This window comes from Variovorax sp. Root411 (assembly GCF_001425205.1).
In the GTDB taxonomy this organism is placed as follows: Bacteria; Pseudomonadota; Gammaproteobacteria; order Burkholderiales; family Burkholderiaceae_C; genus Variovorax.
Genome location: NZ_LMDW01000001.1, coordinates 253,141 through 276,102, shown reverse-complemented (window position 1 = coordinate 276,102; position 22,962 = coordinate 253,141). Strand labels below are relative to the sequence as shown.

The window sequence follows — 22,962 nt, the reverse complement described above, 5'->3', positions numbered from 1 at the left end:
GTTTAGGCGCTGCAGCCGGCGCAGGTTCAGCCAGTGGGCTCTTCCGGATGGGCGCCCGGCTCGACGATGCCCGCCAGCTCGAGCTGCATCACGATGATGTTCACCAGCATCGCGATCGACGGACGGCCGGTGTCGACCACGTCGTGGGCGGTTTCCCGGTAGAACGGGTCGCGCGCATCGTGCAGTTCGCGCAGCCGGCCCAGCGGGTCCGCCACCTGCAGCAGCGGACGCTTGACGTCGTGGCGCAGGCGCCGGAACAGGTCTTCGGGAGAGGAGCGCAGGTAGATCACGTGGAAGTGATCGCGCAGCTGGGTTCGGTTGGCCTCCCGCAGCACCGCACCACCGCCGGTGGCCAGCACGCCGTGGGCATTGGCCGCCAGCTCGGCGATGACGGTTTGTTCGAGATCCCGGAAGGCCACCTCGCCTTCGCGCTCGAAGTAATCGCGGATCGAGCAGCCGATGCGCTGCTCGATCACGTGATCGGTGTCGACGAAAGGAAGGTCCAGCCGCATCCCCAGGCGCCGGCCCACTGCGGATTTTCCGGCGCCGGGCAAGCCGACGAGTGCGACCGCCACGCGGTGGCTGCTACGCCCGCGCGTCAGCGCGCGGCGTTGCGGTCGGTAATCATCTTCGGGGTGATAAAGACGAGCATTTCGGTCTTGTTGGCAACGCGTTCGCGCTTGCGGAACAGTGCCCCCAGATAGGGCACTTCACCCAGCACCGGCACGCGCGATTCGTCATTGGTTTCGGTGAGCTCGAAGATACCACCGATGACGACCGTGCCGCCGTTCTCGACCAGCACTTCGGTCTGCACGTGCTTGGTGTTGATGGCCGGACCCGCCGACGTGTTCACGCCCCGGGCGTCCTTGCTCACGTCCAGCGTCAGGATGATGTTGCCTTCCGGCGTGATCTGCGGCGTGACTTCCAGCTTCAGCACCGCCTTGCGGAACGAGATCGAGGTGGCGCCGCTGGACGTGGCCTGCTGGTACGGAATTTCTTCGCCCTGCTCGATCAGCGCCTTGGTCTGGTCGGCCGTGATGACGCGGGGGCTGGACACCAGCTTGCCCTTGCCGTCGGCTTCGAGCGCCGAGATTTCGAGGTTCAGCATGCGCGAGAAGCTGGAGTTGAACAGCGAGATCGCGAAGGTGCCTGCCGCGTTGCCCGTGCCGCCCGCATCGCCCGCCGGGAGGTTGATGAAGTTGGAATTGGTAAACGTGGAGGTGGCCGTGCTGGCTCCGCCATTGGTGCCCGCCGTGACGACGGGCATCGCGCCGAGGTTGGCGAATGCGCGGTTGCCGGCGGACGATGCGAAGCGCTCGCCAGCGATGCCGCCGCCCAGCCGCACGCCGAGCGACTTGCCGAAGGTATCGGACGCCTCGACGATGCGGGCCTCGATCAACACCTGGCGAACCGGGATGTCCAGCTTCTGGATCAGCTCGGTGATCTGGGCCAGGCGCGACGGAACGTCCGACACGAAGAGCTGGTTGGTGCGCGCCTCGGCGATGACGCTGCCGCGAGGGCTCAGGATGCGCGTCGTGGTACCGCCGCCACCGCCGCCGCCGGACGAGGCACCCGTGCCGGTCAGCCCCTGCGCAATCGCGATCGCCTTGGTGTAGTTGAGCTGGAACGACTGGGTGCGCAGCGGCTCCAGGTTCTCGATCGCGGCCTTGGCCTCGAATTCGAGCTTTTCCTTGGCGTTGATTTCATCCTTGGGCGCAATCCACAGCACGCTGCCGTTCTTGCGCATGCCCAGGTTCTTCGCCTGCATGATGATGTCGAGGGCCTGGTCCCAGGGCACGTCCTTCAGCCGCAGCGTCAGCGCGCCGTTCACCGAATCCGAGGTCACGATGTTGAAGTTCGTGAAGTCGGCAATCACCTGCAGCAGCGAACGGATTTCGATGTTCTGGAAGTTGAGCGACAGCTTTTCGCCGTTGTAGCCCACGCCTTGCGTCAGCTTGGTCGGATCGACCTTGCGGGCGCGGACCTCGACAACGAACTGGTTCTCGCTCTGGTAGGCACTGTGTTCCCAGTCGCCCTTGGCCTCGATCGTCATGCGCACGCGGTCGCCCGACTGCTGCGAAGTTATCAGCTGGACCGGCGTTCCGAAGTCGGCCACGTCGAGGCGCCGGCGCAGACCCTCGGGCAGCGTCGACTTGGTGAACTCCACGACGAGGTTCTTGCCCTGCTGCTTGACGTCGACGCCTACCTGGTTGTTCGGAAGATCGACGATGACCCGGCCGGTGCTGTCGGCGCCAAGGCGGAAATCGACGTCCCGCAGCGGCAGCATGTCCCGGTTGCGGTTTTCCGCGAAGGTCGCGCCGGCAGACGCGACAAGCGCCGAACCTGCCACCGGCTCGAGGATGACCAGCAGCGACTTGCCCTGGATCTCGGCCTTGTACGCAGTGGCCTGTTTCAGGTTCAGCACCACGCGGCTGCGTTCACCGGCCTGGACCACGTTCACCGAACGCAGGTTGCCCTGGTTCACTTCAATCGCGGAACGGCCGATGGCATTCGTGACGCCCGGAAAATCGAGCGCAATGCGGGCCGGCGTCTGGACGGCGAACCCTGCAGGCACCGCGGTGAGCGGTTGCGCGAGATCGATGCGGATCACTTCCGCACCGGACTGGGTCGAGCTGGTCACGGCCTCGATGGCGTTTTGCGCATGGGCCACGGCCAATGCACCGAAGGCCAGCAGACCCAGGCCGGCAGCGCGCAGCCACTGTGCCATCGTTGATTTCTTTTGGTTCATTTCGCACTCTCTTGCAGCTGCAGCGTCGCGACGCGTTCGATCCATTCACCGGCGGCGTCTTGCACGATCTCACGCAAGGCGACTTCGGTTTCGTTGATACGGGTGATGCGCCCGTAGTTGAGTCCCAGGTATTCGCCGACGCGAACCTTGTAGAGCAGCTTGTCGACACGAACCAGCGCCACCGGCTGGCCGTTGCGGTTCATGCTGCCGACCATTGCCATCGAGTCGAGCGGGAAGGCTTCGAGCGCCTCCTTGCGGCGTGCCAGCTCGGGCGCGATCAGCTCCGAAGTGCTCGGCTGGTTCGACTCGCGGCGCAGCGCCTGCGTCAGCTTCAGGATATTGAAGGGCTCGAACGACGAGGCCTCGGTGTAGGTCTGCGGCGTGAACTTCTTGGGCTCTGAAATAGGCGGCACCGAGGGCTTCACCTGGGCGCGCTGCTCGGCCATCCAGCGTTGCAGATCGTCCTGGCCGGAATCGCAGGCACTCAAGCCCGACGCGGCCAGTGTCAGCCACAGTACTTTGGCGGCGATCTTCATTTCTTCGCCTTCGGTGCGGCGGCGCGCTTCTGCGCGGCCCGCTCGTCTTCGTCGAGGTAGCGGAAGGTGCGCGCGGTGGCGTCCATCGTCAGCACGTCCTTGTCCTTTTGCGGGGTGACGGTGATGTTGTTCAACGTCACGATGCGCGAGAGGCCCGCGACGTCGGCGGCGAAGGCGCCCATGTCGTGATACCGCCCGGTCACGCGAACGGCGATCGGAAGCTCGGCGTAGTAGTCCTTGACCGACACCTGCCCCGGACGGAACAGCTCGAACTGAAGGCTGCGGCCGAGGCCCGCCTGGTTGATGTCCGACAGCAGGGCGTCCATTTCGGCCTTGCTGGGCAACTGCTTCTCGAGCAGTGTCACGTACTGCTGCACCTGTTCGCGCTGCTTCTTCAGCAGTTCGAGGTTGGCCGCCTGGGCCACCTTCTTCTGGTAGTCGGCCTTCAGCGCGACTTCCTTGGAACGCTCGCTCTCGAGTTCGTCGTTCGAGTTGGTCAGCCAGACGAACCACAGCGCGACCAGTACCAGGGCGGTGACCGCCAGGCAAAGCGCGTAGCGGGGCACTGCCGGCCACATCGACGGATCGTTCGGATTGAGCCCGCGGAACTGCCCGCCGACACGCTGCAGAACAGCACCGACATCTATTTTCATGGAGGGGCGATTGCTTGCCATGTTCCGTTACCCCTTGGATTGAGCCGCCGCAGCCACGGCCTTGTCGGCAGCGGCCTTTTGAGCATCGGTGGGGCGTTTCAGGCCAATGCGCATCGTGAAGTTCGCAACGCGGCGCTGGTCGCGCGGGGTCAGGTTCACGTTCGCCGACGTGATTTCGACCAGCTCCGGCTTGACCAGCCACGGACTGTTGTTGCCCAGGTTGCGCAGCAGCTCCGAAACCCGTTCGTTCGACTGCGCCATGCCTTGCAGCGTGACCGTCTGGTTGTCCTGTTTCATGCTGGTCAGGTAGACGCCGTCGGGCAGCTGCCGAACCAGTTCGTTGAGCAGGTGCACCGGCAGGTTGCGGTCGCCTTGCAGGTCTTCGACGGCCTGCTGGCGCGCACGCAGCGCTGCAATTTCTTCCTGCAGCGTCGAGATCTCCTTGATTTCGACTTCGAGCTTCTTGATCTCGGCCTGGAGAAAGCCGTTCTTCGATCGCTGCGTCGAGATCTGGGCCTCGAACCAGAGGTAGCCCAGGCCGGCGATCAGCAGGCCGAGCACCGCTGCAGCGCCCAAGGTGCCAAAGAAGGCCTCGCGCCGCCGCTTGCGTGCAGCTTCGCGGTGCGGAAGCAGATTGATGAGGATCACTGCAGGAACCTCCGCATGGCCAACCCGCAAGAGGTCAGGTAGGACGGCGCTTCGCGACGGACCTTCTTTTCACGGATGTTCGAACTGAAGTCCATGCCGTCGAAGGGATTCAGGAGCGAGCAGGCAAACGAGGTCTGCCGCGTGACTGCGTTGGTCAAGCCCGGCAGCGACGCCGAGCCGCCAGCCAGCAGCACGTAGTCGACGCGGTTGTGCGGCGTGCTCGTGAAGAAGAACTGGAGCGCGCGCGCGATTTCCTGCGCGATGCCCTCCACGAAAGGCTTGAGCACGCCGGAGCCGTAGTCGTCGGGCAGGTCGCCGCTGCGCTTCTTCGCTTCGGCTTCCTCTGCGGAAAAACCGTACTGGCGCACGATCAATTGCGTGAGCTGGGCGCCGCCGAACGCCTGATCGCGGTCGTACAGCACTTCCTGGTTGCGCAGCACCTGCATGCTGGTGGTGAAGGCGCCCACTTCGAAAAGCGCCACGATCGAGTCCACGCCCTTGCCGGGCAGCTGTTCGATCAGGCGGGCGGTCGCCAGGCGCGAGGCGTAGGACTCGACGTCGAGGATCATCGCCTTCAGTCCGGCGGCTTCCGCCAAGCCTTCGCGGTCCTGCACCTTTTCCTTGCGGGACGCGGCAATCAGCACTTCCACGTCACCGGCGGAGGTGGTGCTCGGCCCCGTAACGCAGAAGTCGAGGCTGACTTCGTCCAGCGAGAACGGGATGTACTGATTGGCTTCGGATTCGACCTGAATCTCGAGTTCCTGCTCGCTCATGCCACCCGGAAGAATGATCTTCTTGGTGATCACGGCCGAAGGCGGCAGCGCAAGCGCCACGTTGCGGGTGCGCGTGCCGCTCTTGCGGATGACGCGCCGGACGGCTTCCGCCACTTCATCGAACTTTTCGACGTTGCCGTCGGTGATCCAGCCACGTTCCAGGGGTTCGATGGCGCAGCGCTCCAGAACCAGCTTGCCGCTGGCCTCACGGCCGAGCTCGACCAGCTTGACGCTGGACGAACTGACATCCAGCCCCAGCAGGGGAGCGTTCTGACGACGAAACAATGATCCAAGAGCAGCCAAGTTAGGTCCCTCTCCCCCTGTATTTGTAACCAATAGAAAAAAGTGCGTTCGGTTGCATGCTAGCAGCAGGCGTGGCGGCCACCAAGCAACGCCGGGGGGCAAAACCCTGAAGCGTTGTCAAAACCTGACGTCAAATCTGCATTTTGTAACTTTTGAATTAGAGCGATGCAACAGCAACAAAGATCGGATCGTGCAATGGGACCGGCTTTTTATAATGTTGGGTGACTCTCCGGCCCTCCATGCAAGAAACCTCAAGCCCCAAAGGGCCAGCCAAGACCCCCTCCCCCAAGCCCCAGCGCCCAACCTGGCTGAAATGGCTGTTGCGCTTTTTCTTCTGGGGGTTCGGCATTGCCGCTGCCGGTGTGCTCGCAGTGCTGTGCGTGGTGGCGGTGGCCCTGGCAGTCGCGTACCCGAACCTGCCCGACATCAGTGAACTCTCCGACTACCGGCCCAAGCTGCCGTTGCGGGTTTTCTCGGCCGAAGGCACCCTGATCGGCGAGTTCGGCGAGGAGCGCCGCAATCTCACCCCGATCTCGGCCATTCCGAAGGTCGTGAAGGACGCGGTGCTGGCTGCCGAAGATGCCCGCTTCTACGATCACGGCGGGGTCGACTACAAGGGCATGGTGCGTGCGGGCCTGGCGAACATGAACCGCGTGAAGAGCCAGGGCGCGTCGACCATCACGATGCAGGTGGCGCGCAATGTCTACCTGAGTTCCGAGAAGACTCTCACCCGCAAGATCTACGAGGTGCTGCTGACCTTCAAGCTGGAGCACCTGCTCACCAAGGACCAGATCTTCGAGATCTACCTGAACCAGATCTACCTCGGCAACCGCGCCTACGGGTTTGCCGCTGCCTCCGAAGCTTATTTCGGCAAGCCGCTGCAGGATCTCTCGATCGCCCAGGCTGCCATGCTGGCCGGACTGCCGAAGGCGCCGGGCGCGAACAACCCGGTCAACAACCCGCAACGCGCGCGCGGCCGCCAGTTCTACGTGATCGACCGCATGCAGGAAGCCGGCTTCATCACCGCCGAACAGGCGACCGAAGCCAAGAAGGAAGAACTGCACCTGCGCGATGCCGCCGACCCGAACCGGCTGCACGCCGAGTACGTAGCCGAGACGGTGCGCCAGCTGATGTACGCGCAGTACGGCGACAGCACCTATACGCGCGGCCTCAAGGTCTACACCTCGCTGGTGGCGGCCGACCAGGCTGCGGCCTACAAGGCGCTGCGCAAGGGCATCATGGACTACGAGCGCCGCCAGATCTATCGCGGCCCCGAGAAGTTCGTCGACCTGCCCAGCGACGCCAAGGATCTCGACGAGGCCGTGGACGATGCACTCAACGACCACCCCGACAACGGCGACGTGATGGCCGCGGTCGTGCTCAAGGCCACGCCCAAGCAGATCGATGCCGTGCGCGGCAACGGCGACGCGGTGCAGATCACGGGCGAGGGCCTCAAGCCCGCGCAGTCCGGCCTCTCCGACAAGGCCCCGCCCAACATCAAGATTCGCCGCGGCGCGGTCATCCGCGTGGTGAAGACGCCGAAGAACACCTGGGAGATCACGCAGTTGCCCGAAGTGGAAGGCGCGTTCGTCGCCATGGACCCGCGCGACGGCGCCATCAAGGCCCTGGTCGGCGGCTTCGATTTCGGCAAGAACAAGTTCAACCACGTCACGCAGGCCTGGCGCCAGCCGGGTTCGAGCTTCAAGCCGTTCATCTATTCGGCGGCGCTCGAGAAGGGCTTCACCCCCGCCACGGTGATCAACGACGGCCCGCTCTTCTTCGACGCCGGCACCACCGGCGGCCAGCCGTGGGAGCCCAAGAACTACGGCGGCGGCTACGACGGCCCGATGTCGATGCGCACCGCGCTGATGAAGTCGAAGAACCTCGTGTCGATCCGCATCCTGCAGTCCATCGGCACGCGCTACGCACAGGAGTGGATCACCAACTTCGGCTTCGACAAGGAAAAGCACCCCGCCTACCTGCCGATGGCGCTCGGCGCGGGCTCCGTCACCCCGATGCAGATGGCGGTGGGCTATTCGGTGTTCGCCAATGGCGGTTACCGCGTCAATCCCTACCTCGTGACGCGCATCACCGACCACAAGGACAAGGTGCTGGTCGACAAGCAACCCTCGCTGCTCAACGAGGCGAACCGCGCGATTCCCCAACGCAACGCCTTCATCATGGACACGCTGCTGCAGTCGGTGGCCCGCGCCGGCACCGCCGCCAAGGCGCAGGCGACGCTCAAGCGCCCCGACCTCTACGGCAAGACCGGCACCACCAACGACTCGCTCGACGCATGGTTCGCAGGCTTCCAGCCCACCATGACGGCCATCTCGTGGATCGGCTACGACACGCCGCGCAACCTGGGCGACCGCGAAACCGGCGGCGGCCTGAGCCTGCCGATCTGGATTGCCTACATGGAGACCGCGATCAAGGGCATCCCCGTGACCGATATCGCCACCGCACCGCCTTCCGGCATCGTGAACGTAGGCGGCGAGTGGTACTACGACGACTATGCGCCGGGACGCGGCGTGGCAAGCCTGGGCGTGGAGTCCGCGGCTGCGGCGCCGGTGGAAGCCCTGACCGGCGCCCCGGTGAGTCCGCCGGCCCCGCCCGAGGAGCGCAACCGCATCCTCGATCTTTTCCGCAACTGACGGCGACGAAGAAGAATCAGGCGGCCGCGAACGCCAGCGGCTGGCCTGCCTGCAGGGTCGCTTCGCGCGACAGGTTGCCGAAGAACTCTTCCCCGGTCTTGGTATCGACCCAGGCCCGGCCATCGTGGCGGTAGTGGTAGCCGCCGGAACGCGCGGCGAGCCAGATTTCCTGCAGCGGCTTCTGCAGATTTACGATCAACTGGCTGCCGTTGCGGAATGACATCGTGATCATCCCGCCCACCCTCTGGTTGTCGATGTCGGCGTCGGTCGCATCGTTGATGCGGTCGCATCCCTGCTCGATGGCGGCGAGCGCGGCTTCGGCGCGGTCCATGTACTCGGTGTCGGTCATTACAATTTCGCTATGTTGAACGTTCGCCAAATTCTAGTGAGCACCCGCGCCCGCGCTGCGCTCATGGTCTGCCTCGTTGCAGGCACCACCGCCCTGGTTGCCTGCGGACAGCGCGGTGCGCTGTACCTGCCGACCGATCCTGCCGCCGCCGGACGAGCCACGCTGCCGCAGCTCATGACGCCCGAGAGCTTGCGGTCCTCTTCATCCAGCTCCAGCTCCAGCGAGGCGGCGCCCGCACCGGCCGCTGCCGCCAGCGCACCGGCCAGCAACAGCACGGAACCGCGCAAATGAGTGCCAGCATCAACTCCGCCGCCCTGCCCGGCCAGCCTCACGTTGCGCAACGCGACGGCGCGCTGCACGTCGAAGGCGTCGCGCTCGAAGCGCTGGCGCGCGAGCACGGCACGCCTCTTTTCGTCTATTCGAAGCAATGGATGCTGGACGCCCTCGCGGCCTACCAGCGCGGCTTCGAGGGCCGCGACGCACTCATCTGCTATGCGATGAAGGCCAATTCGTCGCTCGGCGTGCTGCGCGTGTTCGCCGAGGCCGGCTGCGGCTTCGACATCGTCTCGGGCGGTGAGCTGGCACGCGTGCTGGCCGTGGGCGCCGATCCGAAGAAGATCATCTTCTCGGGCGTGGGCAAGACCCGCGCGGAAATGCGCGAGGCCCTTGCCGCCGGCATCGCCTGCTTCAACGTCGAGAGCGAGGCCGAGCTCGACGTGCTCAACGAGGTGGCGCTGGCCGAGGGCAAGCGCGCGCCCATCAGCATCCGCATCAATCCGAACGTCGATCCCAAGACGCATCCCTACATCTCCACCGGCCTCAAGGGCAACAAGTTCGGCATCGCGCACGACCGAGCAGTCGAGGCCTACCGGCACGCCGCGCGGCTGCCGGGACTGGAGGTGGTGGGCATCGACTGCCACATCGGCTCGCAGATCACCGAAGCCTCGCCCTACCTGGACGCCTGCGACCGCGTGCTGGACCTGGTCGAGGCGATCGAAGCGGCCGGCGTGCCGATCCATCACCTGGACTTCGGCGGCGGCCTGGGCATCGACTACAACGGCGAAGTGCCGCCCAAGGCCGATGCGCTCTGGCAGCAGTTGCTCGCCAAGCTCGACGCGCGCGGCTTCGGCCAGCGCAAGCTGGTGATCGAACCGGGCCGCTCGCTGGTCGGCAATGCCGGCGTCTGCGTGACCGAAGTGCTCTACACCAAGCCCGGTGAGGACAAGAACTTCTGCATCGTCGACGCGGCCATGAACGACCTGCCGCGCCCCGCGATGTACCAAGCCTTCCAGCGCATCGTGCCGCTGCGCGAGCGCGCCGGCGATGCGCCGATCTACGACGTGGTCGGCCCGGTCTGCGAGAGCGGCGACTGGATCGGCCGCGACCGCGCGCTCAACGTGGTGGCCGGCGACCTGTTGGCCGTGCTGTCGGCCGGCGCGTACTGCATGAGCATGTCCAGCAACTACAACACGCGCGGCCGTGCCGCCGAAGTGCTGGTGAGCGGCACCACCGCCAAGCTGATCCGCCGCCGCGAGACGATGGAAGACCAGCTGCGCGCCGAGATCGACGGCTGATTGCTGATTGCCGGCGGTCAGCCGGTGCGCAGCGGCTTCTCGCTGCCGCGCGCCGCCACCGCAGGCGGCTTCGCCTTGCGCTGCTTGCTCGCGAAATTCCACACGCGCCACCCGAGCAGCAATCCGATGATCGCGGCGTAGACGAACACTTCGGCGAAGTTGTTCTTGCCCGCGCGCATCCAGAAGAAGTGCAGCAGGCCGAGCCCCGCGATCACATAGACCAGCTTGTGCAGCGTCTGCCAGCGCTTCGCGCCCATGGCCTTGATCGCGCGGTTGAACGATGTAGCCGCCAGCGGCGTCAGCAGCACGAAGGCAGAGAAGCCCACCAGGATGAACGGTCGTTTCGCGATGTCCTTGGCGATGTCGCCCCACTCGAAGCCCATGTCGAACCAGCTGTAGCACAGCAGGTGCAGCACCACGTAGAAGTACGCGAACAGGCCCAGCATGCGGCGCAGGCGTGCGAGTGCATTCCACTTGGTCATCACGCGCAGCGGCGTCACCGCCAGCACGATGCAGATGAAGCGCAGCGTCCAGTCGCCCGCGGCGCGGATCAGGAACTCGGCCGGGTTGGCGCCGAGCCCGTCCGTGAAGGCGCCGTAGGCCAGCCGCGCGAACGGCAGCAGGCACAGCAGGAAGATGACCGGCTTGGTCGCCGGATGCATGAGCAGCTTGTTCATGGGGCGAAGACCGGTTACCGAAGCGAGCTTAGTAGTTCTTCTTCAGGTCCATGCCTGCATAGAGCTGGCCGACCTGGGCTTCGTAGCCATTGAACATCTCGGTCTTGCGCCGCTTGGCGAACAGGCCGCCGCCGTCGCCGATGCGGCGCTCCGTGGCCTGGCTCCAGCGCGGATGGTCGACGTTCGGGTTCACGTTCGAATAGAAACCGTACTCGTTGGCCGCCGCCTTGTTCCACGCGGTGCTCGGCTCCTTCTCGACGAAGCGGATCTTGACGATCGACTTGGCCGACTTGAAGCCGTACTTCCACGGCACCACGAGCCGTACCGGCGCGCCGTTCTGGTTGGGCAGCACCTCGCCGTACATGCCGAAGGCCAGCAGCGCGAGCGGGTGCATCGCCTCGTCCATGCGCAGGCCTTCGGTGTAGGGCCAGTCGAGCACGCGCGAGCCGACGAAGGGCATGGTCTTCGGGTCGGCCAGCGTCACGAACTCGACGTATTTGGCGTTGCCCTGCGGCTCGACCTTCTTGATGAGCTCTGCCAACGAGTAGCCGACCCACGGAATCACCATCGACCAGCCCTCGACGCAGCGCAGGCGGTAGATGCGCTCTTCCTGCGCGCTGAGCTTCAGCAGGTCCTCGATGCCGTACTTGCCCGGCTTCTTGACCAGCCCTTCGACCTCCACGGTCCAGGGCCGCGTCTTCAGCGTGCCGGCGTTCTTGGCCGGGTCGGCCTTGTCGGTGCCGAACTCGTAGAAATTGTTGTAGCTCGTGACGTCCTTGTATTCGGTGAGCTTGTCCATCGACATGGCGCCCGGCACGGCCGACTTGGCGCCGGGCAGCGGCGCAAGCTTGTTGGGCCGCTCGGCCTGGGCCCAGGCTTCGCGCGAGGCGAAGCCGGCCAGCGCCGCACCCGCCGCGCCGCCGGCCATGAGCTTCAGCAGGTCGCGCCGGCCTTCGTAGGCAGCGCGCGGCGTGATCTCGCTCGACAGCGGGTGGATGAAACCGTTGCCGCTGTTGCTGCGGTGGATCGGGCGGGATTGGAACGACATGGCAGGCCTTTCGCGTGAATCGTTGTGCTCAGGGTAGTTCGTGAGCAGTCCCGATTTGGTTACGCGCCGCAGCGGCGCGCGGTTTCAATTCTTCGCGAAAGACCGCAGGCCCGTGCCTACAGGGTGCCGTAGCTGTGCAGCCCGCTCAGGAACATGTTCACGCCGAGGAAGGCGAATGTCGTGACCGCCAGCCCGCCCAGCGCCCACCAAGCCGCCACGGTGCCGCGCAGGCCCTTCACGAGCCGCATGTGCAGCCAGGCCGCGTAGTTGAGCCAGACGATCAGCGCCCAGGTTTCCTTCGGGTCCCAGCTCCAGTAGCCGCCCCAGGCGTCGGCGGCCCACAGGGCGCCGAGCACGGTGGCGATGGTGAAGAAGGCAAAGCCGACCGTGATCGACTTGTACATGACGTCGTCGAGCACCTCGTTGGCCGGCAGCCGCGCCGCGATGCGCTTGCGCCCCAGCAAGATGCCCGCCGCGATCAGCGCGGAGATGCCCGCATAGATTACCCAGTAGCTGCCGCCGGCTTCCTGCACGCGCTGGCGGAACGCCACCGGCACGAAGCACAGCGCCACGCCCAGCAGCCAGATCGGCGTGAGCTTGTACCAGCGCTTCTCGTCGGCCTGCTCCTTGATGAGGTAGGCGAAGGCCACCATGGCCGCGAGCGAGAAGGTGCCGTAGCCGATGAAGTTGGCGGGCACGTGCAGCTTCATCCACCAGCTCTGCAGGGCCGGCACCAGCGGCTGGATCTCGTGCGCCTCGCGCACGATCGTGTACCAGAGCAGGAAGCCGACCGCCGCGCTGACCACCAGCATCACGAAGGCGCCGAGCGCGCGCGTGTTGTAGCGCTCTTCGAAGTAGAGATAGAACGCGGCCGTGAGCCAGCAGAACAGCACGAACACTTCGTACAGGTTGCTGACCGGGATGTGGCCGATGTCCGGGCCGAGCTGGTGGCTTTCGTACCAGCGCACCATGGTGCCGATCAGCGCCATCGTTACGGCCGCCCAGGCCAGCCGCGAGCCGATCATGTCGAAGGTGTCCGACTGCTTGCCGCCGAAGAAGCCGAGCCAGTAAAACAGCGTGCTCATGAAGAACAGCACGCTCATCCAGAGAATGGCCGACTGGCTCGACAGGAAGTACTTGAGCCAGAACACCGTGTCGGCCCGCGCCAGGTCACCCTGGTACGAGCTGATGGCCAGCAGCGACGCCGCGGCGACCACAATGGCCAGCACGCGCAGCGGCCGCCAGAACCAGCCGATGGCGATCATCGCGGCCACGGCGGCGGCAAGGATCGGCTTCTCGTAGTAGTCCATCGATCCCGCGTAGCGCGTGAACGCGAACAGGCCGCCCGCCAGCACCAGCGCCGCGAACACCCAATCGAACAGGTTGCGGCGCGAAAGCCAGCTTTCATTGAGCGTGAGGGTCGTGGTGTTCATCGTGTCTGTGCTTCTGTCTTGCTCAGGGCGAGCAACTTGTGCTTGAGGTGCTCGAATTCGCGGTCGCTGTCGATGGTCTTGCGATTGACCGAGAACGCCATCGTGGCCGCTGTCCCGGATGTCTCGCCTTCGGCAGCCGTGCCGTCGGGCGTCAGCCACACCCAGAGGCGGCGCTCGCGCACGTACAGCATGGCAAAAATCCCGACGATCAGCAACAGGCAACCCAGATAGACGACGTTCTTGCCAGGGGCACGCGCCACCTGGAACACGCTGGCCTGCACCTGGGTGAAGTCGGTCATCATCATCGCGACCGGGGCCGGGTAGAAATGCGCGTCGCTGATGGCCAGCACTGCCTGCGTCAGGTAGGCCTGCGACTTCTGGTCGTTCGGCAGCGCGGCGAGGCCGGCGCCTTCGCGGCCCAGGTTGAGCACCTCGAACAGCACGTCGTTGAGGATGCGCACCAGCACGCTGCCGGCGCGCTCGCGTTCGGCCTCGGGCACGTTGACTTCCATGAACTCGGCAATCGCCTGCCAGCCACCCGCCGTGGTGGCGTCGGCCTTGGCGCGCTCGGTGCCCGCAAACAGCGCCAACGCGCGTGTGGCCGATACGCGCAACTGCTCGGCCATCTCGGGCCGCTTGGGGTCGGTCGCCTTCGCGATGTAGCGCTCGATGGCACGGGCGCGGGTATCGGCATCGCCGAGCGCGGCGCGCATGCGCACGAAACCGTCCATCGAGCCCTGTTCGTCGGCCGGCACGCGCAGGTAGCGGAACGGGTCCTCGGGCTTCTCGCGCATGCCCAGCAGGAACACCGGCTGGCCGTCGCCGGTGTCGACCGGCACCATGTAGTTCTGGTACTCGCGCGCCTGGCCGGCGGCATCGCGCAGCTTGTAGCCGATGCTCGGGCCGATGTTGCGCAGCACCTTCGGTTTGTTGGTTTTGTTGGCGGCGCCCAGGCGCGACTCGATGTCGTGGCGCAGGTCGACCTTGCGCACGTCGGCGCCGCTGCCCATGGCGCCGCCATCGGCAAAGTTCTCGACGTTGATCACGCGCAGCGCGGCGAACTCGAGCGTGAGCTTGTCGCGGCCGTTGGTGATTTCGGTGCTCGGGCCGCCGATGATGCCCTCTACCTCGAAGGGCTTGGCCGCGGCCGCCATCGGCACCGCCTTGAGCTTCACCCTGGAGCCGCCGTCGTCGAAGCTCGACTGGTAGATCTCCACGCCCTTGTAGCTGGCCGGATGGTTGACCTCGATGCGCGCCGGCACCTGCGCGCCGGTCTCGCGGTCGTGCAGCACCACCTCGCTCGCGAAGAGCTTGGGCATGCCGGTCGAGTAGTAGTCGACGATGAACTTCTTCAGCTCGATGGAGAACGGCAGCTCCTGCAGCAGCACGCCGTCGGACTGGTTCAGGATGGCCACGCTGCCCTGCCCGCCCTCGGGCACGAGGATGTTGCCGCGGAAGGTCGGGTTGGCGGCCGACAGGCGGTGCTCCGGCGCCACGTCGGCGATCATGCCGCCGCCGGTGAACACGCTCTTGCCGTTGAACCAGGTCTGCGCGCGCACCACGAGGTCGCCGTCGAGCAGGCCGCCGATGCACACCAGCACGATCGCGCTGTGGGCCGCGATGTAGCCGAGCTTGTGGGCGCCACCGGCGCGCGCCGCGACCATCCAGCCGGCAGCAGTCGGCCGGCTGCCGCTGGTGGCGTCGCGCCGTTGCAGCTTGACCTTCCAGCCACCGCTCACCAGCAGCTGGCCGATGCGGTTGGCCGCCGCTTCGGGCATTTCGCCGAGCCGGTTCTCGGCGCGCTGGCCGAAAGCCTTCAGGCTCTGCGCGCGGATGTCTTCCTTGAAGGTCTTGAGGTCGACCATGATGCGCGGCGTGTTGCGCGCGATGCACAGCGTGGTGCTGATCACGAGGAACAGCAGGATCAGCAGGAACCACCAGGCGCTGTAGATCGAGTCGAGCCTGGCCGCGCGGAACAGTTCGGCCCAGAACGGCCCGAACTGGTTGATGTAGTTGTTGATCGGCTCATGCTGCTTGAGCACGGTGCCGATGATCGACGCGATGCAGATGATGGTGAGCAGCGCGATCGCGAAGCGCATCGACGAAAACAGCTCCACCGCAGCGCGAAGCATCTGCGGGCCGCGATGAACGCGAAGGCCATGGGTGGAGACGGACATCGGACGACAGTAGGGAAAGAGAGGAAAAAAGCAAAAAGGCGGGCCATCCTGCTGGATCGGCCCGCCTTTTGTTTGGGGTTGTTTTCGGCGGCTGGTTCACGCTCCAGGGAGCGCCATCATCAACGCAAACCGGCAATGTAGTCGGCGACGGCCTTGATTTCCCTGTCGTTGAGCTTGGCGGCGACGCCGGTCATGGGAATGCTGTTCAGGCGCACGTTGTCGCGGAAGGCCGTGAGCTGGGCCACGGTGTAGTCGGCGTTCTGGCCGCCCAGGCGCGGGTACTGGGCGGGGATGCCGGCGCCGTTCGGGCTGTGGCAGCCGGCGCAGGCCGGGACTTGGCGCTCGCCGATGCCGCCGCGATAGATCTTCTCGCCCAGGGCAATCGTGTCCTTGTCCTTCGAGAAGCCCGGCTTGACCTTCTTCGAGCCGACGAACCAGGCGATATCGCGCATGTCCTGGTCGCTGAGGTGCGAGGCCATCGAGGTCATGACGCTGTTCTTGCGCTTGCCGGACTTGAAGTCCTGCAACTGCTTGACGATGTATTCGGGGTGTTGTTGCGCCAGCTTGGGATTGGCCGCGATGGTCGAATTGCCGTCGGCGTTGTGGCATGAGGCGCAGCTCTGGATCGTCGGGGTGCTCGCGCTGAACAGCGTGTCCCCCTTGGCGGGGTCGGGCTTGGCGGGCTGGGCAGGCGCCGCTGCACTCGGAGCAGCCGCGTGTTCATCGGCTGCAAAACTCGCGCTGGATGCGATGCCCACGAGGGCTGCAAGCAGAATATTGGCAAACAACTTCATATCGGGGGCTTCGAATTTATGGCGCAAAACCTCACGATTCTACAATGTGGGCCTTGTTTCGAAAGTCCGTAGATGCCCTCCCCGCGCGCCAAGCCCGCTGCCTATCCTCCCCGCGCGGCTCCCGCCGCGGACCCCCAGGTCGCCGAACGCGAACGCGTGGCACTGGGCTGGTTGCATACCGCCCACTTCCTGACCAGCGCCCCCCAGCTGGAACACCTGCCGCCCGTCGACCTGCCCGAGATCGCCTTCGTCGGCCGCTCCAATGCGGGCAAATCGACCGCCATCAATACCCTCACGCAGCAGACGCGGCTGGCCTTCGCCTCCAAGACGCCGGGCCGCACGCAGCACATCAACCTGTTCGGCATCGGCAAGCAGAAGGTCGACGATGCGGTGCTGGCCGACCTGCCCGGCTACGGCTACGCGGCCGTGCCGAAGGAAGCCAAGCTGCGCTGGCAGCGCGTGATGGGCAACTACCTGATGACGCGTGAGAGCCTGCGCGGCGTGGTCCTGATGTGCGATCCGCGCCACGGCCTGACCGAACTCGACGAGATCCTGCTCGACGTGATCCGCCCGCGCGTGGAGCAGGGCCTCAAGTTCCTCGTGCTGCTGACCAAGTCCGACAAGCTCACACGCAGCGAAGCCGCCAAGGTGCTGTCGATTACGCGACTGAATGCTGGCGGCGGCGAGGTGAAACTGTTCTCCGCGCTGAAGAAGCAGGGCGTCGGTGAAGCGGCCGAGCTGCTGTGGCGCTGGGTGCATCCGGAAGAGACCGCGGCGGCATCTGCCGAACCACCGGAGCCGCCAGCAGAAGCCTGAGCCCCAGAACAGGCTGCATGGGCCGTCCAGCGTGCGTAGTTCACTATCAAAAGAATAGCGACAGTCAACCCAAGGAGACAAGAAGCATGATCGAGACCTTCCAACGCAGCCTGCCCAACGGCACCACCCTGAGTTGCCGCGCTGCCGGCCAGCCGGGGCGGCCGCTGATGGTGTTCCTCCACGGCTTCCCCGAAGCCGCGTTCATTTGGGACGAACTGCTGGCGTACTTCTCGGATCCCGCCCACGGCGGCTACCGCTGTGTGGCACCCAACCTGCGCGGCTTCGAGAAGTCGAGCGCGCCGACCGACGTGGCGGCCTACAAGGCGCACCTGCTGATCCAGGACATCCAGCAGCTCGTGGCGACCGAAAGCACCGACGGCACCATGGCCGCGCTGGTGGCCCACGACTGGGGCGGCGCCTTTGCCTGGGGCTATGCCAACGCGTTCCCGCAGCAGATCGGCAAGCTGGTCATCATCAACTCGCCGCACCCTGGCACCTTCACGCGCGAACTGCGCAACAGCGCGGCGCAGCAGCAGGCCAGCGCCTACATGAACTTCCTCGCGCGCCCCGACGCCGAGACGCTGCTTGCAGCCGACGACTTCAAGCGCATGTGGCCCTTCTTCCTGCTGATGAAGGCCGGTGCGGATGGCTTCGGCTGGCTCACCGAGGAAGTGAAGCAGAAGTACCGCGAAGTCTGGGGCGCAGGCCTCACGGGCGCCTGCAACCTCTACCGCGTGACGCCGATGAAGCCGCCGCTGCCGGGCCAGACCATCGACGGCATCCCGGTGCTGCCGCGCGAGCGGCTCACGGTGGACGTGCCGACCTTCGTGTTCTGGGCACTCGACGACGCGGCGCTGCTGCCCGGCCTGCTCGAAGGACTCGACGAGTACGTGCCGAAGCTCGAGGTCAAGAAGGTGCCGAACGCGACCCACTGGATCGTGCACGAGCAGCCGCAGCTGGTGGCCCGCGAGATCGAGGGCTTCCTGCAGCGCAATCAATAGATTCGGGGCTCGCCTTCCGGGCGGGTCTTGAAACGGCGGTGCACCCAGTAGTACTGCGCCGGCATCGTGTCGATGTAGCCCTGCAGCCGCGTGTTCATGAGCGCGGTGTCGGCCTCCACGTCATCGGTCGGGAAATTCTGCCATTGCGGCAGCACCTCGATCTCGTAGCCGTCGGCCGTGAGCTTCGATACCACCGGCACCACCTTGGCCTTGCCCAGCCGCGCAAAGCGCGAGAGCGAGGGCACGGTGGCCGCCTGCACGCCGTAGAACGGCACGAAGATGGTCTGGTCGCGGCCGAAGTCCATGTCGGGCAGCAGGTACAGCAGGCCGCCCTTGCGCAGGCCCTGCAGCACGGGCTTGATGCCGTCAACCCGGTTGAGCGCCGCCACATCGCCGAAGCGCGTGCGGCCCTCGCGGATCCAGGCATCGACCATCGGATCGCGCTGGGTCGTGTAGATGGTGGCCGAGGGGCGCGCCGTGTGCATGGTCAGCGCGGTGGCCGCAGCGTCCAAGCCGTAGAAATGCGGCGCGAACAAGATCATCGGCGCCTCGCCGTCGGCGATCTCGCGGATCTCCGACGCCGCCCCGACCACCTTGAGCCGCCTCGCCACCACCTTCTCGGGCGCATGCCAGAGCCAGCTGCGGTCCAGCCAGGACTGCGCCACGTAGACGAAGGTCTGGCGCGCGATGGCACGGCGCTCGGCCTCCGATTTCTCTGGAAAGCAGACCGCCAGGTTGGTGTCGACAACGCGCCGCCGCGGCACGGCGACGGTGTGCAGGATGCGGCCGAGGAACGCGCCGAAGCCGCGCACGAGCGGCAGTGGCAGCGGCGCGATCACGCGCATGAAGCCGATGCCGAGTCGGGAACCGAGGCTCATGCGGCCTCCCCGGTGGCGGCGGCCACGCGCTCGGCGCGCGGCTCCTTGTAGCGGGCGTAGTCCCACACGTATTGCCCCGGCAGGCTGTGAATCAGCCGGCCGATGGCGTCGTTCATGGCCGCGGCCGCGTCCTCGATGGAGGCGGCCGGATCGGTCAACGCCGTGCCGACGATGGGTTCGAAGCGGACCACGTAGCCGGCGCCGTTCGGCAGCCGCTCACAGACGCTCAGGAAGCAGGCCGCGCCGGTCTGTTGCGCAAGGCGGGGAAGCAGGGTCATGGTGTAGGCGGGACGGCCCAGGAACGGCGCCCAGACGCCCTGCCCCATCGGCGGCACCTGGTCGGGCAGGATGCCGGTGTAGCCGCCGCTGCGCAGCGTGCGGATCAGGCCGCGCACGCCGCTGTTGTTGGTCGGCAGCGTCTGCAGGCCGGGCCGGTCGCGCGAGCCGGCGGCGATCAGGTCGGCCATCCACTTCTTGCGCGCCGGCCGGAACAGCGCCGTGATCGGCCCGTAGGCCGCCAGGAAGCGCTCGCCGATGGCCTGGCCGCACATCTCCCAGCTGCCGAGGTGCGGCGCCACCAGGATCACGCCCTTCTTCGCCTGCATGGCGGCCTCGAAAGCCTCGACGCCCTCCCAGCGCACCACGCGGTGCAGCACGGTCTCGCCGTGCGGGCGCAGCCAGAGCCAGGGCAGCTCGGAAGCCATCTTGCCGGCGGCGGCGATGGCGGGACGGTACTGGCCGGGCGCGAAGCCCGCGCTCTCGGCGTTGGCCTTGAAGCGGCGGCGGTAGTCCGGCGCGCTCCACCAGACCAGCCAGCCCAGCATGGCACCGAGCCGATGCATCAACGGCATCGGCACGCGGGCGAGCAGGCGAAACAGGGTGATCATTGAAAGCGGGAGGGTCAAAAAACGGACGCGCGCGCATGGTATGCACGGCTCGAATAGAATCCAAATTGTCGCCGAGTTACGGAACAACTTGCAGGGCGACAAACACAAGCGCAAAGCGATTGTGCCCCGTCGATTCACCGACATCTGCTAAAGCGTTCGCCAGGGCTCCGCAGAGTTGGCAACGCGCCAATCTCACTTCAAGGAGTTTTAAAAATGGCGAACGACTTCCTCTTCACTTCCGAATCGGTTTCAGAAGGCCACCCCGACAAGGTCGCCGACCAGATCTCGGACGCCATCCTGGACGCCATCTTCGAGCAGGACCCGCGCAGCCGCGTGGCCGCCGAGACGCTGACCAACACCGGCCTCGTGGTGCTCGCCGGCGAGATCACGACCAACGCGCACGTCGACTACATCCAGGTCGCGCGCGACACCATCAAGCGCATCGGCTACGACAACACCGAGTACGGCATCGACTACAAGGGTTGCGCGGTGATGGTCTGCTACGACAAGCAGTCCAACGACATCGCCCAGGGCGTGGACCACGCGAGCGACGACCACCTGAACACCGGCGCCGGCGACCAGGGCCTGATGTTCGGCTACGCCTGCGACGAAACGCCCGAACTGATGCCCGCGCCCATCTACTACGCGCACCGCCTCGTCGAGCGCCAGGCCCAGTTGCGCAAGGACGGCCGCCTGCCCTTCCTGCGCCCCGACGCCAAGAGCCAGGTGACGATGCGCTACGTGGACGGCAAGCCGCACAGCATCGACACCGTGGTGCTCTCCACGCAGCACAGCCCCGACCAGAGCGAAACCTCGACCAAGATGAAGGCCTCGTTCAACGAAGCCATCATCGAGGAGATCATCAAGCCCGTGCTGCCCAAGGAGTGGCTCAAGGAAACGCGCTACCTGATCAACCCGACCGGCCGCTTCGTCATCGGCGGCCCGCAGGGCGACTGCGGCCTCACCGGCCGCAAGATCATCGTCGACACCTACGGCGGCGCCTGCCCGCACGGCGGCGGCGCGTTCTCGGGCAAGGACCCGTCGAAGGTCGACCGCTCGGCCGCCTACGCCGCGCGCTACGTGGCCAAGAACATCGTGGCCGCCGGCCTCGCGCGCCAGTGCCAGATCCAGGTGGCGTACGCGATCGGCGTGGCCGAGCCGATGAACATCACGGTCTACACCGAGGGCACCGGCGTGATCCCCGACGAGAAGCTCGCCGAGCTCGTGCGCGAGCACTTCGACCTGCGTCCGAAGGGCATCATCCAGATGCTCGACCTGCTGCGCCCGATCTACCAGAAGACCGCCGCCTACGGCCACTTCGGCCGCGAAGAGCCCGAGTTCACCTGGGAAGCGACGACGCAGGCCGCCGCGCTGCGCGCAGCCGCCGGCCTCCGCGGCTGACCCCCGGCCGCCGCTTCAGGCGGCCGACGGAAAGCGCACCGTGACCAGCAGCCCCTGCGCCTCGCGCGGGTTGGCTGCCAGGTCCACGTTCGCATCGAAGGCCCGTGCAATCTCGCGCACGATCGCCAGGCCGAGCCCCGTGCCCTCGGCGTCCTGGGCCACGCGGTAGAAGCGCTCGAACACGCGTTCGCGCACCTCGGGCGCAATGCCTGGGCCGTTGTCTTCCACCGTCAGTTCCACCGCCCCTTGCACCTGCCGCACGCCGACGGTCACGCGGCCGCCTTCCTGCGTGTAGCGAAGGGCGTTGTCGAGCAGGTTGCCGGCCAACGCGTCGAGCAAGGCAGGCTGCGCCATCACGAAGGCCGCATCGGGCGCCTCCAGCCCGAGATCGATGCGGCGCCGGTCTGCCAGCGCGGCAAGCTGCTCGACGCAGCGCAAGGCGACTGCCGCCAAGTCGACCCGTTCGAGCTGCGTGTGCGCGTCGCCGTGTTCGGCCTGGGCCAGCAACAGCAGCTTGTTCGTGACATCGACCAGCCGCCGGTTGCTGGTCTGCATGGCCAGCCACATCGCGTCCATGTCGGCGCGGCGCGTGTCCCATTCGCCGCGGTGCTGCCGCGTGTAGCGTGCGAACTCGATCTGCGAGGCCTGCATGGCCAGCGGCGTGCGCAGCTGGTGCGCCGCGTCGGCAATGAAGCGGCGCTGCGCCTCGGAATGCGCCTTGAGCTGGCCCACGAAGCGGTTGATGGTGTCAGCCACCGGCCGCAGTTCGCTGTGCAGCGCGGCCGGGTCCACCACGAGGTCGAGGTGCAGCGGGTCGCGCTGCGCGAGCTGCTGGCTCAGCCGCACGATGGGGCGCAGCTCCAGCGTCAGCGCCGCCACGGCGAGCGCTATGGCCAGCGCGAGCGCGATGAGCAGGTACTCCATCGACGGCCACCACAGCGTTCGCAGCATATGGTCGCGGCTGCCTTCGGTCTTGCCGACAGCAATGGTGATGTCGCGCGCGCCGCCGGCTTCGTACATCGCGCGCGTGGTGACGACGGCGCGCAGCGGCACGCCGGCAAAGTGCGTGTCGTACCACTGCGCGCGGTCGACGCCTTCGGGTTTGCGCACGGCGGGCAGCGGGAAGTCGGGCGAGCCGGCCAGCACCTCGCCGTTCATGCCCGTCACGCTGAGGAACACACGGTCGCGCTCGGGCGAGACGAACAGGCTCAGCGCCGAAGGCGGCACGCTGGCCTGCACGTCATTGCCTTCCCAGATCAAGCGGTCCGACAGCACCTTGGCGGACGACAGCAGGTCGTGGTCCTGCACGTAGTCGGCCACTTCCGCGGCGTTGCGCCAGTTGAGGTATCCGCAGATGGCGACGAACACCGACATCGGCAGCAGCAGCCACAAGGCCAGGCGCAGACGGAGGCTGGCGCGCTTCATTTCTGAGCCTTCTGTCCGGGGTGTGTGCACAGGCCACCGGGTGCTCCCCTCCGCGAATGTCCCCCGCTTCGCTCCTCCTTTATTTCGCTGTCTGAACGATCACGACGGCGGGGTGCCTTGCGCAGCGAAATAAAGGAGGAGCGAAGCGGGGGACATTCGCGGAGCAAGGCACCCCGTCGGCGTGAG

Annotated in this window: 21 protein-coding genes; 6 read left to right on the top strand and 15 right to left on the bottom strand. The window is 66.2% G+C overall.

From position 1 onward, the window contains the following. Window positions 1–26: 26 nt before the first annotated feature. From ASC92_RS01185 to ASC92_RS01160, 6 genes are read right to left on the bottom strand one after another with little or no spacing between them, the layout of a single operon-like run. Complete coding sequence (locus tag ASC92_RS01185; RefSeq protein WP_056509491.1) at window positions 27–575, bottom strand: shikimate kinase; 549 nt, start codon at window positions 573–575, stop codon at window positions 27–29. 23 nt (window positions 576–598) lie between these two features. Next, window positions 599–2,749: a type IV pilus secretin PilQ gene (pilQ, locus tag ASC92_RS01180; protein ID WP_056509488.1), complete on the bottom strand. Its 2,151-nt coding sequence runs from the start codon at window positions 2,747–2,749 to the stop codon at window positions 599–601. Beyond that, complete coding sequence (locus ASC92_RS01175) at window positions 2,746–3,285, bottom strand: pilus assembly protein PilP (RefSeq protein WP_056509486.1); 540 nt, start codon at window positions 3,283–3,285, stop codon at window positions 2,746–2,748. The genes pilQ and ASC92_RS01175 overlap by 4 nt, the downstream gene beginning before the upstream one ends. Beyond that, a complete protein-coding gene (locus ASC92_RS01170; protein ID WP_056509483.1) occupies window positions 3,282–3,959 on the bottom strand; it encodes a type 4a pilus biogenesis protein PilO in 678 nt (225 codons plus the stop codon). The genes ASC92_RS01175 and ASC92_RS01170 overlap by 4 nt, the downstream gene beginning before the upstream one ends. 6 nt (window positions 3,960–3,965) lie before the next feature. Further along, the gene (locus ASC92_RS01165) at window positions 3,966–4,586 is read right to left on the bottom strand and encodes a PilN domain-containing protein (RefSeq protein WP_056509479.1); all 621 of its coding nucleotides are present in this window, start codon (window positions 4,584–4,586) and stop codon (window positions 3,966–3,968) included. Beyond that, the gene (locus ASC92_RS01160; protein ID WP_056509476.1) at window positions 4,583–5,662 is read right to left on the bottom strand and encodes a pilus assembly protein PilM; all 1,080 of its coding nucleotides are present in this window, start codon (window positions 5,660–5,662) and stop codon (window positions 4,583–4,585) included. Before ASC92_RS01160 ends, ASC92_RS01165 begins: the two co-directional genes overlap by 4 nt. Before the next feature lie 239 nt (window positions 5,663–5,901). Between ASC92_RS01160 and ASC92_RS01155 the strand changes: the two genes are divergently transcribed. Continuing rightward, window positions 5,902–8,316, top strand: coding sequence for a penicillin-binding protein 1A (locus ASC92_RS01155; RefSeq protein ID WP_056509474.1), 2,415 nt, complete (start codon window positions 5,902–5,904; stop codon window positions 8,314–8,316). A gap of 16 nt (window positions 8,317–8,332) precedes the next feature. Here ASC92_RS01155 and cyaY read toward each other — a convergent pair whose 3' ends face one another. Then, complete coding sequence (cyaY, locus tag ASC92_RS01150; protein WP_056509470.1) at window positions 8,333–8,665, bottom strand: iron donor protein CyaY; 333 nt, start codon at window positions 8,663–8,665, stop codon at window positions 8,333–8,335. A gap of 12 nt (window positions 8,666–8,677) precedes the next feature. Between cyaY and lptM the strand changes: the two genes are divergently transcribed. After that, complete coding sequence (gene lptM / locus ASC92_RS27815) at window positions 8,678–8,956, top strand: LPS translocon maturation chaperone LptM (protein ID WP_082519443.1); 279 nt, start codon at window positions 8,678–8,680, stop codon at window positions 8,954–8,956. Beyond that, window positions 8,953–10,239 (top strand): diaminopimelate decarboxylase, encoded by a 1,287-nt coding sequence (gene lysA / locus ASC92_RS01140; protein ID WP_056509465.1) that lies wholly within the window; start codon window positions 8,953–8,955, stop codon window positions 10,237–10,239. The genes lptM and lysA overlap by 4 nt, the downstream gene beginning before the upstream one ends. 17 nt (window positions 10,240–10,256) lie before the next feature. Here lysA and ASC92_RS01135 read toward each other — a convergent pair whose 3' ends face one another. The 5 genes from ASC92_RS01135 to ASC92_RS01115 form a co-directional block, all read right to left on the bottom strand. Beyond that, entirely contained in the window at window positions 10,257–10,916 is a 660-nt protein-coding gene (locus tag ASC92_RS01135; protein WP_056509462.1) for a sulfite oxidase heme-binding subunit YedZ, read from the bottom strand. A 28-nt stretch (window positions 10,917–10,944) separates the two neighbouring features. Continuing rightward, a complete protein-coding gene (gene msrP, locus ASC92_RS01130; RefSeq protein WP_056509459.1) occupies window positions 10,945–11,964 on the bottom strand; it encodes a protein-methionine-sulfoxide reductase catalytic subunit MsrP in 1,020 nt (339 codons plus the stop codon). A 116-nt stretch (window positions 11,965–12,080) separates the two neighbouring features. Then, entirely contained in the window at window positions 12,081–13,397 is a 1,317-nt protein-coding gene (gene ccsB / locus ASC92_RS01125) for a c-type cytochrome biogenesis protein CcsB (RefSeq protein WP_056509457.1), read from the bottom strand. Then, window positions 13,394–15,574: a cytochrome c biogenesis protein ResB gene (locus ASC92_RS01120; protein WP_056509454.1), complete on the bottom strand. Its 2,181-nt coding sequence runs from the start codon at window positions 15,572–15,574 to the stop codon at window positions 13,394–13,396. The genes ccsB and ASC92_RS01120 overlap by 4 nt, the downstream gene beginning before the upstream one ends. 119 nt (window positions 15,575–15,693) lie before the next feature. Then, complete coding sequence (locus tag ASC92_RS01115) at window positions 15,694–16,368, bottom strand: c-type cytochrome (protein ID WP_056509450.1); 675 nt, start codon at window positions 16,366–16,368, stop codon at window positions 15,694–15,696. A gap of 72 nt (window positions 16,369–16,440) precedes the next feature. Here ASC92_RS01115 and yihA point away from each other — a divergent pair, with 72 nt between their 5' ends. Both yihA and ASC92_RS01105 read left to right on the top strand, forming a co-directional pair. Next, a complete protein-coding gene (yihA, locus tag ASC92_RS01110; protein ID WP_056509447.1) occupies window positions 16,441–17,184 on the top strand; it encodes a ribosome biogenesis GTP-binding protein YihA/YsxC in 744 nt (247 codons plus the stop codon). An 86-nt stretch (window positions 17,185–17,270) separates the two neighbouring features. Beyond that, window positions 17,271–18,185 carry an alpha/beta fold hydrolase gene (locus tag ASC92_RS01105; RefSeq protein ID WP_056509445.1) on the top strand — a complete coding sequence of 305 codons (915 nt, stop codon included), beginning with the start codon at window positions 17,271–17,273 and terminating at the stop codon, window positions 18,183–18,185. On the opposite strand, the gene ASC92_RS01100 is transcribed toward ASC92_RS01105, so the two are convergent. Next, entirely contained in the window at window positions 18,179–19,063 is an 885-nt protein-coding gene (locus tag ASC92_RS01100) for a lipid A biosynthesis acyltransferase (RefSeq protein ID WP_056509442.1), read from the bottom strand. The genes ASC92_RS01105 and ASC92_RS01100 overlap by 7 nt on opposite strands. After that, a complete protein-coding gene (locus ASC92_RS01095) occupies window positions 19,060–19,950 on the bottom strand; it encodes a lysophospholipid acyltransferase family protein (protein ID WP_056509439.1) in 891 nt (296 codons plus the stop codon). The genes ASC92_RS01100 and ASC92_RS01095 overlap by 4 nt, the downstream gene beginning before the upstream one ends. Window positions 19,951–20,163: 213 nt before the next feature. On the opposite strand from ASC92_RS01095, the gene metK reads away from it, so the two are divergent. Beyond that, a complete protein-coding gene (gene metK / locus ASC92_RS01090; RefSeq protein WP_056509435.1) occupies window positions 20,164–21,351 on the top strand; it encodes a methionine adenosyltransferase in 1,188 nt (395 codons plus the stop codon). 15 nt (window positions 21,352–21,366) lie between these two features. On the opposite strand, the gene ASC92_RS01085 is transcribed toward metK, so the two are convergent. After that, complete coding sequence (locus ASC92_RS01085) at window positions 21,367–22,776, bottom strand: sensor histidine kinase (RefSeq protein WP_056509431.1); 1,410 nt, start codon at window positions 22,774–22,776, stop codon at window positions 21,367–21,369. Window positions 22,777–22,962 lie beyond the last annotated feature (186 nt).